Raw genomic sequence first — 11,740 nt, forward strand, 5'->3', positions numbered from 1 at the left:
TCGGTCTCGGTGCATCAAACGCGGTGATAGGGGTGTCCCGTCAGGATGGTCACGGCCCGATAGAGTTGCTCGGCGATCAGGATGCGCACGAGCTGGTGCGGCCAGGTGAGCTTGCCGAGATTGAGGACGAGGCGGGCACGATCTCTAAGGTCGGGATCAATACCATCGGCACCGCCGATGACGAATGCCATGTCGCGCTGGCCGTTATCGGCTGCGTCACCGACGAATTTTGCGAATTCGGCACTGTCGAAGGCCTTGCCGCGCTCGTCGAGGACCACGATGAGCGCGCCGTCGGGGATTTGGCGGGAAAGCTCTTGGGCTTCCTCGCGCTTTCTGGTGTCGGCATTGCCGGCGCGGCTTTCGTTCAGCTCCACGGAGCGTGTGAATTCCAGGCCGCATTGCGGTCCGGCCTTGGCGAAGCGGTCCAGATAACGGGACGCGAGTTCCTTCTCTGGTCCGGCTTTCAGCCGGCCAACGGCATAGATGCCAATTTTCATGCGGGCAGTCCCAGTTTCAGGTCACAAAACCATCTCTATCGGCAGGAAGAGTCCCGCCGTGTCAATCCGGCTTCGGGACCGTCTGACGGACGGCCGGCCGTTTTCAGTGCAGGCGATCCTCGATCTCCGGCGCTGCCCACATCCTTTCCAGGTTGTAGAATTCGCGGATTTCAGGTCGAAACACATGCACGATGATGTCTCCTGTGTCGATCAGGACCCAATCGCCGGTCTCCAGGCCTTCGACGCGGGCGGAGCCCATGCCTTCGTCCTTGAGGTCAGAGATGAGATGTTCGCTGATCGCCGAGACATGCCTGTTCGAGCGTCCGGATACGACCACCATGTAGTCGCCCAGCGCCGATTTTCCGGCAATGTCGATGGAGACGATGTCTTCTGCCTTCGAGTCCTCGAGGCTTGCGAGGACCAGCTCAAGCGCACGGGCTGCAGCATCGGCGCCACGTTCCATGCTCTTCGGGATAGCGCGGGAAGCGCGTCCCTTGGTGTGTACTGTTGTCAGAGTTCGTCCTTTCCTTGGCAAAACAGAACAGCACGTCTGCGATTCTCCTAACTGGGATCGCAGACAAAAGGTGGCACTGATCCGTTAATCTTTCAAGGCATGGTGGAAAATGTCAGCCTTGATCGTCTGTCTCATGGTTTGTGCGCAGCCGCCCTGATGGCAGAGGAACTCAGCGTCGAGCGCGGCCCGTGAATGAAGGTCCATGCCGGTGCCCGCTTCTGCCACAGCACTCCCGCATCCTCCTCATCGATCCGGGCATAATCGAACGTCCGCGCCATCTTCGACGAGAGGTAGGCGAGGGTCGATCCTGGCCGGTCGATGACCGCAACCGGAAAGGTGCTCGCGATCTTCTGCCAGCGTTGCCAGCGGTGGAAACCGGCGAGGTTGTCGGCACCCATGATCCAGATGAAATGCACATGCGGATTGCGGGCGCGGATGAATTCCAGCGTCTTTGCGGTGTAACTCGTTCCGAGCGTTTTCTCGAAGGCGGTGACCTTGATTCGTGGATCTACGGCAAGCGTCTCGCAGGCGGCCAGGCGCTCAGCGAGCGGTGCCAGTTCCTTCTGGCTCTTCAGCGGGTTGCCCGGTGTTACCAACCACCAGAGCTGGTCAAGACCGAGACGCCGCAAGGCGATCTCGGCCACGAGCAGGTGCCCCTGGTGTGGTGGATTGAAGGAGCCTCCGAAGAGACCGATGACCATGCCGCGTTCGGCATGCGGCATGACCGTATGGCGATGGGCGAGTGCCGTTTCCGCCACGTCAGGGACGGACCTGGCCGTTGCCGCGAACGCGGTACTTGAACGACGTCAGCTGCTCGACGCCGACCGGGCCGCGGGCATGCATCTTGCCGGTGGCAATGCCGATCTCGCCGCCCATGCCGAACTCGCCACCGTCTGCAAATTGCGTCGAGGCATTGTGCAAAAGGATGGCTGAATCGATCTCATTGAAGAAGCGCTCGACCACTGCAGGATCTTCGGCGATCACCGCTTCCGTGTGGTTCGACGAATAGCGGGCTATATGATCAATCGCGCCACCGATGCCATCGACCACAGCAACGGAGATGATCGCGTCGAGATATTCGGTGCGCCAGTCCTCTTCGGTCGCGGCCTTAAGGCCTGGAATGATGCGCAGCACTGTTGCCGATGCGCGGACTTCGCAACCGGCTTCCGTCAGCGCTTCGATCAGCGGCTGCAGATGGGTTGCGATTGCCGCACTGTCGACCAGCAGGGTTTCGGCAGAGCCGCAAATCCCGGTCCGCCGCATCTTGGCGTTGACGACAATCTTCTTTGCCATATCGAGATCGGCCGAGCCATCGACATAGACGTGACACAGGCCCTCCAGATGGGCGAAGACCGGCACGCGGGCTTCCTGTTGGACGCGCGCAACGAGGCTCTTGCCGCCACGCGGAACGATCACGTCGACCGATCCCTCGAGCCCGGAAAGAAGCGCACCCACGGCGGCCCTATCGGTGGTCGGCACGAGCTGGATCGCATCGGCAGGCAGGCCTGCCGCAACGAGGCCCTTGACCAGGCAGGCATGAATGAGACGCGAAGAATTGGCCGAATCCGAGCCACCGCGCAGAATGACGGCGTTGCCGGCCTTGAGGCACAGCGCACCGGCATCAGCCGTCACGTTCGGTCGGCTCTCATAGATGACGCCGATGACACCAAGCGGCGTGCGGACGCGCTCGATATGCAGCCCGTTGGGGCGATCCCATTCGGCGATGATCGATCCGACGGGATCCTGCAATTCAGCAATCTCGCGCATCGACTGGGCGATGGCTGCGACGCGGGCGGAATTCAGGGTCAGGCGGTCGATAAAGGAGGCCGCCACGCCTGCCTCTGCTGCATTCTTGAGGTCGATCGCATTGGCGGCGAGGATGTCTGCCTCGGCGGATACAAGCGCATCGGCCATGGCCAAGAGCGCCTTGTTCTTGGCTTCGGTCGAGGCGATCGCCAGGGGGCGGGCAGCCGCGCGGGCGCGTCGACCGATATCCAGCATCAGGCCTTCGACGGAATTCTGGTTCGACACGGTATCAAGCATGGGCTGCATCCTTCCGGTCTGCGGCTGCGGCATCCCGCTGTCCGAGTTCGGTCATCACGAGGTCGTCTCGGTGGATCATGGCGGCGCGACCGGCATAGCCGAGGATCTTCTCGATTTCGTTGGATTTGCGACCACAGATCCGGCGCGCTTCGTCTGCGTCGTAACCCGCGAGGCCACGGGCAATCTCGCGCCCCTCGGTCGTGACGATGGAAACGGTATCGCCGCGATGGAAGGCACCCGAAACCGAGCGGACGCCGGCCGGCAACAGGCTTTTGCCGGAGCGCAGTGCGCCTTCGGCTCCATTGTCGACCTGAAGGGTGCCCGCCGGCTGCAATTGACCGGCGATCCAGGTCTTGCGTGCCGTGACAGGCGATTTGGACGCGGCGAACCAGGAATGGCGAGCGCCATTCTCTATGCCTGCGAGCGGGTTCATGGTCTTGCCGGACGCGATGATCATGGCGCAGCCGGCGCTGGTTGCGATCTTGCCGGCATCGATCTTGGTGCGCATGCCGCCACGGGACAGTTCGGAGGCAGCGCCGCCAGCCATGGCTTCGATCGCGGGCGTGATTTCCTCAATCGTGTCGAGGAACTTCGCTTCTGGATCGAGATGCGGGGGCGCCGTGTAGAGACCGTCGATATCGGAGAGCAGCACGAGAAGGTCGGCACCCGCCATCGTGGCGACGCGGGCGGCCAGACGATCGTTGTCGCCGTAGCGGATTTCCGTCGTTGCGACCGTATCGTTCTCGTTGATGATCGGCACGGCGCCGATCTTCAGCAGCTGGTTGAGGGTGGCGCGCGCATTCAGATAGCGACGGCGCTCTTCGGTATCGCCGAGCGTCAGCAGGACCTGGCCGGCGACGATCTGATGGCGTGAGAGGCTTTCCGACCAGTGGCGGGCAAGTGCGATCTGGCCGACGGCAGCACAGGCCTGGCTTTCTTCGAGCTTCAAGGCGCCCGAGGGCATGTCGAGGACCGTGCGACCGAGCGCGATGGCGCCCGAGGAGACGACCAGCACATCCGTGCCGCGTGCCTTCAGGGCCGCGATGTCATCCGAGATGGCGTCGAGCCAATCCTTCCTGATGCCGGAACCGCGATCGACCAGAAGGGCAGAGCCGATCTTGATGACGACCCGCTTGACGCGGGAGAGCGAGCGGAGCCGGGTGGACATCAGTCGTCGCCTTCTTCGTCCAGGCCGGCTTCAAGATTGCCGTCGTCGTCACGATTGCGGCGGTTCTTTTCGCGTTTCTCGGGAAGCGACCGGTTGCCCTGTGCCGCAACGATCACGTCACGGAGAGCGCGCAAGGCATCCGTCATGCCCTTGCTGGTGATGGCGGAGAGCAGGAGCGGCGTCTGACCGCAGGCCTTTTTCAGCTCCGCCGCCTTCTTCTTCAGTTCGGCTTCGTCGAGCACGTCGATCTGCGACAGCGCGACGATCTCCGGCTTGTCTTCAAGGCCGCCGCCATAGGCGTCGAGTTCGTGGCGCACGGTCTTGTAGGCCTTGCCGACCTGTTCTTCCTGGGCAGAAACCAGGTGAAGCAGAACGCGGGTACGCTCGACATGGCCGAGGAAGCGATCGCCGATGCCTACACCTTCATGCGCGCCTTCGATCAGGCCGGGGATATCGGCCAGGATGAATTCGCGCTCGTCGATGGTCGCGACACCAAGGTTCGGATGCAGCGTGGTGAATGGATAGTTGGCAATCTTCGGTCGGGCGCGGGTGACCGAGGCCAGGAAGGTCGACTTGCCGGCATTGGGAAGACCGACGAGACCGGCATCGGCGATCAGCTTCAGCCGAAGCCAGACGGTCTTGTCCTCGCCTTCGAGGCCCGGATTGGCCCAGTCGGGCGCCTGGTTGGTCGCGGTCTTGAAATGGGCGTTGCCGAAGCCGCCATTGCCGCCCTTGGCAATCCGGAAGCGCTGGCCCTCGACCGTCATGTCGACGATCAGGGTTTCGTTGTCTTCCTCGAAGATCTGCGTGCCGACGGGAACCTTCAGCGTCACGTCTTCGCCATTTGCGCCGGTGCGGTTGCGGCCCATGCCGTGGGTGCCGGTCTTGGCCTTGAAATGTTGCTGGAAACGGAAGTCGATGAGCGTATTGAGGCCGTTGACCGCCTCCACCCAGACATCGCCGCCGCGACCGCCGTCGCCACCGTCAGGACCGCCGAACTCGATGAATTTTTCGCGCCGAAACGAGACAGCACCGGCGCCGCCGTCGCCCGAGCGAATATATACCTTAGCTTCGTCGAGAAATTTCATCTTGCTGCCGTCAATTCTTCTGTCAGGTTCTGCGCGGAGAGTTGCGGCCATCGATATAGCCGCTTGACGCGGAGGTCAAAGAGTATCGTGAAGTTCGTAAGCTACAACATCCAGTATGGTTTCGGCCAGGACGGGCGTTTCGACCCTGATCGCATCGCCGACAGCATCCGCGACGCGGACGTCATCGCCCTTCAGGAAGTCACGCGCGGTTATAGCCGGAACGACTATACCGATCTGGTCGAGACCTTTTCGGCACTCTTTCCCACCTATTTTGCCGCATTTGGTCCGGCCTGCGATGTGTTGGTCGATCACGCGATGATCGATGGTCGGCTTCGCGAGCGCCGTTTCCAGTTCGGCAACATGGTGCTGTCGCGCTATCCGATCCGCGCCAGCCGCAACCTGCTTTTGCCGCGCAACCGGACATTCGACAAGCTCAACCTCCAGCGGGGCGCGCTGGAAACGGTCATCGAGGCTCCGGGCGGCGCGCTGCGGGTCTATTCGGTTCATCTCGATCACATCTCGCCGGACGAGCGGCTTGCACAAATCGCCTTCCTCAAGGATCGCGTTCAACTCTACGCCGAGGAAGGTGGAGCCTTGACCGGGGTCAACGAATTCGGCCTGCCGGATCCGCCGCTGCCGGCGGAGTTCCTGATCATGGGCGACTTCAACATGGAACCGGAAGGTGCGGAGTATATCTCCATGGTCGGCCGGAACGACGCCTATTACGGACGCACGCCCCGCGCGGGCTACCCCACCGATGCTGAGGCGCATCTGAAGTCTCGCCCGACGGACGGCTATAGCTGGATCAGCGACGATGGATCGCGGCGCATGCATCTCGATTACTGCTTCATCAGTGGCGGCCTCACTGGGCGTCTCAAGGCCTGTCATGTGGACAATTCCGCAAGCGGGTCAGACCATTTTCCGGTCTGGGTAGAGCTCGCGGAGGCATGAACTCCGGGCGGCGGGCGCCCGGAGTATTGTCGGCTATGATTTGCGGTGGCGGTTGGCGAAGTCCGCTTGCGACAGCCGGGATTCGACGAGCGGCACCATGGTGTTGCGCGCCTTGGAGAAGACATCCCGGACGCCCGTGATCTGGAACCCTCTTGCCTCGAGCAGTCGCAGCGAAGCCGGGTTGTCGGCGAAAGCGCCACCCAGGATTTCGGCCTGTGGCATGCGCATCAAGAAGCGATCCAGGGCGGCATCAACCGCCTCCGACATCAGGCCCTTGCCCCAATAGAAGCGGTTCAGCCAGTAGCCGATGTGCCAGAGGCCATGGCGGACCTCCAGGGAAGCCACGCCGACATGGACACCATCGAGCGTGATGGCGAAATGCCAGTCGGGCTTCATCGCCGAGGTCACCATGTTCAGCCAGTCACGGCCGTCCTCCTGGTCGTAGGGAACCGGCACGCGCGTCAACATCCGGGCGACGGCGAAGTCGCTGAGCGATGTGACGATCGCATCGGCGTCCTGCATCCGATGTGGACGCAGGACAAGGCGTGCCGTTTCGATGACCGGGCAGGGGCCGGGCATGGATGGCGCAACCGTTGGTCTTTCTGCCAGCATCGCGCTCATCGCATTTCCCCCCAGCTCTTCAGGGACAGCCAGGTCTTGCGATCGAGCCTGTACCACTCGACGGGGACCGGGCCGCCCATGGCAAGGTTGCCGACCATGCCGGTACCCTGGAACTGGAAGCCGGACTTCTGAATGACGCGCCGGGAGGCGATGTTGGTCACCCGGCAGCGCGCATCGATGCGGCTCACCCATTCCCGGGTGCGAAACGCCATGTCGATCAGTGCATGGGCTGCTTCGGTGGCATAACCCCTGTTCCAGTAGGGTTCGCCCAGCCAGTAACCCATTTCCAGAATGGTATCGTCGGCCGGGTTGGGCTCCAGCGCGCAGCAACCGAGGAACTCGCCATTGTCCGCTTTTGTGATGGCATAGACGCACTTGCCAATCTCGCCGATATTCGTGCGTCGCACGAAGTCGGCCGCGTCTTTCGCCGTGTAAGGATGCGGCATGCGGGCCACCATGGTGGCGATTGCGGCGTTGTTGGCGAGATGGGCAAGGGCGTCGATGTCTTCGATGTGGGGTGCGCGCAGGACGAGCCGTTGCGACAACAAGACAGGGCAATCACTCCTCGGCCGATCAGGCCTTGGTTGTTCTTCGGGTGACCGTGATTGGTCATCCCTCAACATCAGACTTTGCATGGTTCAGTCTCCTGTGTTGGACAAGAAAAAAGGGGAGATGGCGCCCCATCTCCCCTTTTTTCTAAACTGAACCTGATGCGGCCAGCCGGGTCGATGAGACGCCGGCTGTTTTAGAGCGCTACCGGCTTATTCCGCTGCTTCGGCTTTCGGCATGATCGACACGTATACGCGGCCATTGGCCTTCGTACGGTAGTCCACATTGCCCGCCGTGAGTGCAAAGAGGGTATGGTCCTTGCCCATGCCGACGTTTGCGCCCGGATGCCACTGGGTGCCGCGCTGACGCACGATGATGTTGCCCGGAATGACGACTTCGCCACCGAACTTCTTCACGCCGAGGCGCTTGGAATTGGAATCGCGACCGTTGCGCGAGGAACCGCCAGCTTTTTTGTGTGCCATTGGATTGCTCCTTTAAACCTAGTTATCAGCGTTTCAGGCTGCGACGATGTCGGTGATGCGCACCACGGTGTGGTGCTGACGATGGCCGCGCGAACGCTTGGAGTTCTGACGACGACGCTTCTTGAAGGCGATGACCTTCTTGCCACGCATCTGCTCGACAACTTCGGCCGTGACCTTGGCGCCGGCCACGAAGGGCGCGCCGATGGTCGCTGTTTCGCCTTCGCCGACGATCAGGATCTCGGTGAATTCGATGGTTGCACCAGCTTCGGCTTCCAGCTTTTCGATGGTCAGCACGTCGTTGGCGTTTACGCGGTACTGCTTACCGCCGGTCTTGATGACTGCGAACATTTTTTATCCTTTCATGTTCGTTCCGGCTCTCCCCTTGCGAGGGGCCGTCTTTTTGCCAGTCGGAGGAGCGGGATTTTTGATCCCACCGGTTGAGCTTCGCGGATCGCGAAGAACAAAAGGCGCAGTTTGCCCACGCTTTAAGTCGAGCGTCGCATACGTGAGGGCATTCGGGGTGTCAAGGCGAAAGCTGGAAAAAGCGTCATATTCGCTCTTGCGTGGGGGGTGAGTTGCCGCTATGAGACAGCCCGCGCCATCAAGCGCCGACCAATGTGACCGGAGAGGTGGCTGAGTGGTCGAAAGCACCGCACTCGAAATGCGGCATACTCGCAAGGGTATCGTGGGTTCGAATCCCACCCTCTCCGCCATTATGAACCTGGGTAGGAAGCTTTTCTCCGCAGTCGGCTGATTTCTCCAGACTTTGAATGCTGCTGCCGAAATTGGCTAGGGCCACACTCTCGGCACTATCTGCCTCGCCGGCTGCTTGATCGAGCACATCGAGATGCTCTTTAGTTAGGTTTCCCCGTTGCCATCAGTCGACATAAGAACTTTGAACGGTTCAAGAATTTTCGCGATTTGAGGCACTCCTGCCTTAGCCAAACTTTCGAGATATTCTTCGTAGACTAAGGGCGGTTTGCCGTAATGCGCGAAGTCGTTCTGCACCGCCTCGACAAAGTCCTCCGGCGAAAGATTGTATGCGTCAACCAGAAAATTGTCCGGGTGCTTGGTGTGGAGCCGGAACTGCGAGATCGCGTCCTCCGGGAAATCTTTTTGGTTGAACGTGACAATGACGTTTGCTCGCGTCTGGATGGCTGCTGCGAGAACGTGGCGATCATTTTCGTCGGGGAGCTGAAGTCCGGCAATCAATGGCTCGTAGCCCTGGACAAGGCAGTCCGGCACCGCTGCATTCATCAATTGTCTGGTGCGATTAAGGTCGCTCTCTTGGAGATCCGGTCGGTTCTTTATGAGGTTGCGAACCCATTCGTCATGCACCTCATCCGACCAGCGGGCTCGGAAAATTTTAGACTGTGCAACAAAAAGCACGAGGCTTCGCAGCCTCGCGCCATAAAACACGTTCGCATCTATGAACGCAGTGAAAGTCGATATCATTCAAGCCCAAGCCGTTTCGCTTCGTCGTTTAGATCAATTAGAGCCTGCTTCTGCTCGCGCCTGCATGCTCTTTCGTATTCGATCAGATCTGCAAATCTAACTCTACGATGGCTTCCAACTTTGCGATGCGGAAGCTTATTCGCTTCAAGTTGACGGATAAGATGAGGACGAGACACGTTTAGATAGTCCGCAGCCTGTTGGGTAGTAAGCTCGGCGTCGTGAGGGATAAGAGACATTGGCGTTCTATTCGCCATTGCCTCTAAAACCTCATATATAAGCGCTACAGCACGGGCTGGCAGCGGGACAATTATCTTCTTGTCCTCTTTGCCGTCTACCGTGATTTTCACGCCTTCATTTGCTTCAGCGACAGCCTTGAGTTTGTCGGCAGCCTTTCTTGCGATCACCGCTTCAGCCTCATCGGCGACAAACGGCTCACGCGTCTGGTCCATGAGTGCAAGCATTTCAATCTCCTTTGGCGTTCACGAAGGTGGTTAGCTTCGCGCAAATCATTGATAGCATCAGGTCGCGTTTCTGTCACCCGATAAACGAAATAAACGCAACGAATGAAATAAACGTAAAGCCGAAATGTTCCATTGTGTTGTGTCGCATGATTGGTGAGCGGCGCGACGCAATTTCGTTGCGTGAACAGCGCTACCGTGCCGGGATAATCCTTGGCACCCTTCCAGGGGCATCCTACGCGTGACCTTCAACATCGATTGGAGGTCACATGGCAACGATCCGGAAGCTCAGAGGACGCTGGCAAGCCCAGGTGCGTCGTCGTGGTATGAAGCCCCGCTGCAAGTCCTTTGACACCAAGCAGGAAGCCGAGAAGTGGGCGCGCGATTTGGAATCCCAGGTCGATCGTTTCGGCGCTGCTCCTGATACGAAGATCCTCGAAAGCACGACGCTCGGTCAGCTCCTGGAGCGCTACCAACGCGAGATTTCGCCTACCAAGCGTGGGTCCGTCCAAGAGCTCCAGCGGATCGATGTGCTGCGTCGTCATGATCTCTCCTACCGGACGCTGATCGGACTGAGCCAGCAGGACATCGCGTCGTTCCGTGATGGGCGGCTCCAGTCGGTAGCTCCATCTACCACCGTCCGGGAGCTTGCGATCCTGAGCCATGTCCTTGAGGTTGCGATCCGCGATTGGGGTCTCCCACTCGCGAGGAACGTGGTGAAGCTGGTTCGCCGTCCGGTGATCCGCAATGAGCGTAGCCGGAGACTGACGGGCGACGAAGAGCAACAGCTTCTCGATGGCTGCGGCGGCGGACAGACACCATACTTCAAGACGCTGCTGATTCTCGCCATCGAGACAGGGATGCGGCGAGGGGAGATCCTTGGGCTACGGTGGTCCGACATTTCGCACAATCGCCGAGTGATCACCCTCGCTCTGACAAAGAACGGCTCCGGTCGCGAGGTGCCGTTGTCTCAGAGAGCATTCGAGGCGCTGATGGATTGGAGGGATCGTGCGCCGGTAGATCAATCTACCGTCTTCCCCATGACGCCAGGAGCGTTGGAACAGGCATGGCGTCGGTTGCTCATCAGGTCTGGGATCAAGTCGCTGCGCTTTCACGACTTGCGTCACGAGGGCGTCAGCCGTCTTTTTGAGCGGGGTCTGAACATCATCGAGGTGAGCAGTATCTCCGGACACAAAGAGCTCCGGATGCTGAAGCGCTACACGCATCTCAGCGCTGACGATCTCGTTGTCCGCCTAGGGTAGATCCATCTACGTCAATACCGTCGCCTTGCGCTATGTTTACATAGACCTTGCCTGAGCACTAACTCTGTCAAGGTCGCAGGACAAAACGGTCAAAAATGTATATCTTAGGTTGCATTCTATCTTGCATCCAAACTCAAAAACCCTGCGGATGGCGCCCAACCTTGACATGATGTTTACATTATCTTGCGGAAATCGCTCATTTTGAGCGTTTTTGGTATCGATGTAAACGTTGTGAAACGCGCTTGGGTTGCATCGGGGCTTGGTCGTCCCGTTCCTTGCCGGTCAATCTGCTCAGACTACCAATATTTGCGACCGGCGGACGGTTCAGCCGGCAATTAGACGCTGCCGATCCCTTGGGTGCCAGTGGAGAAAACATATCCGCTGCCGCGATAGGACATGGGCGTAGATCAATGTATATCCGTGTGCCCGCCCACGGGGATTACCGGGAACTGCTGAGATGTTCTGATAGCGGCCGAGCGCTACCACACGCCTCAGCTCTCCTTGGACGATCGATAGCAGAGCGTCCACCTCTCGTTCACGCCCGCCCGGTGCCGCGCTGTTGATTTCCACTGAGAGCTGACCCGGCGTTTCCACCGAGAATTGACCCGCCTTTAGGTATCGTTCGTGTTGTTGGTCTGGGTCAAGTTCCTGC

General features: G+C 59.8%; 14 protein-coding genes and 1 tRNA gene. 3 read left to right on the forward strand and 12 right to left on the reverse strand.

Annotated features, from left to right (window positions below):
* Nucleotides 1–14 precede the first annotated feature (14 nt).
* From rlmH to obgE, 6 genes are all read right to left on the reverse strand, one after another.
* The gene (rlmH, locus tag J2045_RS16290) at nucleotides 15–497 is read right to left on the reverse strand and encodes a 23S rRNA (pseudouridine(1915)-N(3))-methyltransferase RlmH (RefSeq protein ID WP_006724334.1); all 483 of its coding nucleotides are present in this window, start codon (nucleotides 495–497) and stop codon (nucleotides 15–17) included.
* Between the two features lie 103 nt (nucleotides 498–600).
* Complete coding sequence (rsfS, locus tag J2045_RS16295; protein ID WP_245408013.1) at nucleotides 601–1,011, reverse strand: ribosome silencing factor; 411 nt, start codon at nucleotides 1,009–1,011, stop codon at nucleotides 601–603.
* Nucleotides 1,012–1,142: 131 nt separating this feature from the next.
* Nucleotides 1,143–1,733, reverse strand: a complete 591-nt coding sequence (locus J2045_RS16300; RefSeq protein ID WP_307374661.1) for a nicotinate-nucleotide adenylyltransferase — start codon at nucleotides 1,731–1,733, stop codon at nucleotides 1,143–1,145.
* 37 nt (nucleotides 1,734–1,770) lie between these two features.
* Nucleotides 1,771–3,054, reverse strand: coding sequence for a glutamate-5-semialdehyde dehydrogenase (locus J2045_RS16305; RefSeq protein WP_307374616.1), 1,284 nt, complete (start codon nucleotides 3,052–3,054; stop codon nucleotides 1,771–1,773).
* Nucleotides 3,047–4,222: a glutamate 5-kinase gene (proB, locus tag J2045_RS16310; RefSeq protein WP_307374618.1), complete on the reverse strand. Its 1,176-nt coding sequence runs from the start codon at nucleotides 4,220–4,222 to the stop codon at nucleotides 3,047–3,049. Before proB ends, J2045_RS16305 begins: the two co-directional genes overlap by 8 nt.
* Complete coding sequence (obgE, locus tag J2045_RS16315) at nucleotides 4,222–5,310, reverse strand: GTPase ObgE (protein WP_307374620.1); 1,089 nt, start codon at nucleotides 5,308–5,310, stop codon at nucleotides 4,222–4,224. Before obgE ends, proB begins: the two co-directional genes overlap by 1 nt.
* Nucleotides 5,311–5,397: 87 nt before the next feature.
* On the opposite strand from obgE, the gene J2045_RS16320 reads away from it, so the two are divergent.
* Nucleotides 5,398–6,261 carry an endonuclease/exonuclease/phosphatase family protein gene (locus J2045_RS16320; RefSeq protein WP_307374622.1) on the forward strand — a complete coding sequence of 288 codons (864 nt, stop codon included), beginning with the start codon at nucleotides 5,398–5,400 and terminating at the stop codon, nucleotides 6,259–6,261.
* Nucleotides 6,262–6,294: 33 nt separating this feature from the next.
* On the opposite strand, the gene J2045_RS16325 is transcribed toward J2045_RS16320, so the two are convergent.
* The 4 genes from J2045_RS16325 to rplU form a co-directional block, all read right to left on the reverse strand.
* Nucleotides 6,295–6,882, reverse strand: a complete 588-nt coding sequence (locus J2045_RS16325; protein WP_307374624.1) for a GNAT family N-acetyltransferase — start codon at nucleotides 6,880–6,882, stop codon at nucleotides 6,295–6,297.
* Nucleotides 6,879–7,517 carry a GNAT family N-acetyltransferase gene (locus tag J2045_RS16330; RefSeq protein WP_102021091.1) on the reverse strand — a complete coding sequence of 213 codons (639 nt, stop codon included), beginning with the start codon at nucleotides 7,515–7,517 and terminating at the stop codon, nucleotides 6,879–6,881. Before J2045_RS16330 ends, J2045_RS16325 begins: the two co-directional genes overlap by 4 nt.
* Nucleotides 7,518–7,643: 126 nt before the next feature.
* Nucleotides 7,644–7,913, reverse strand: a complete 270-nt coding sequence (gene rpmA / locus J2045_RS16335; protein ID WP_102021090.1) for a 50S ribosomal protein L27 — start codon at nucleotides 7,911–7,913, stop codon at nucleotides 7,644–7,646.
* A 33-nt stretch (nucleotides 7,914–7,946) separates the two neighbouring features.
* Nucleotides 7,947–8,261 (reverse strand): 50S ribosomal protein L21, encoded by a 315-nt coding sequence (gene rplU, locus J2045_RS16340; RefSeq protein WP_076396955.1) that lies wholly within the window; start codon nucleotides 8,259–8,261, stop codon nucleotides 7,947–7,949.
* Nucleotides 8,262–8,536: 275 nt separating this feature from the next.
* On the opposite strand from rplU, the gene J2045_RS16345 reads away from it, so the two are divergent.
* A tRNA-Ser gene (locus J2045_RS16345) sits at nucleotides 8,537–8,626 on the forward strand.
* 145 nt (nucleotides 8,627–8,771) lie between these two features.
* Here the strand turns inward: J2045_RS16345 and J2045_RS16350 are convergent.
* Both J2045_RS16350 and J2045_RS16355 read right to left on the reverse strand, forming a co-directional pair.
* On the reverse strand, nucleotides 8,772–9,368 hold the full coding sequence (locus tag J2045_RS16350) for a PIN domain-containing protein (RefSeq protein ID WP_307374627.1): 597 nt from the start codon (nucleotides 9,366–9,368) through the stop codon (nucleotides 8,772–8,774).
* Nucleotides 9,365–9,829 (reverse strand): helix-turn-helix domain-containing protein, encoded by a 465-nt coding sequence (locus J2045_RS16355; protein ID WP_307374629.1) that lies wholly within the window; start codon nucleotides 9,827–9,829, stop codon nucleotides 9,365–9,367. Before J2045_RS16355 ends, J2045_RS16350 begins: the two co-directional genes overlap by 4 nt.
* Nucleotides 9,830–10,095: 266 nt before the next feature.
* Here J2045_RS16355 and J2045_RS16360 point away from each other — a divergent pair, with 266 nt between their 5' ends.
* Nucleotides 10,096–11,088, forward strand: coding sequence for a site-specific integrase (locus tag J2045_RS16360; RefSeq protein ID WP_307374631.1), 993 nt, complete (start codon nucleotides 10,096–10,098; stop codon nucleotides 11,086–11,088).
* Nucleotides 11,089–11,740: the final 652 nt, after the last annotated feature.

Source organism: Peteryoungia aggregata LMG 23059 (assembly GCF_030814435.1).
GTDB lineage: Bacteria > Pseudomonadota > Alphaproteobacteria > Rhizobiales > Rhizobiaceae > Allorhizobium > Allorhizobium aggregatum.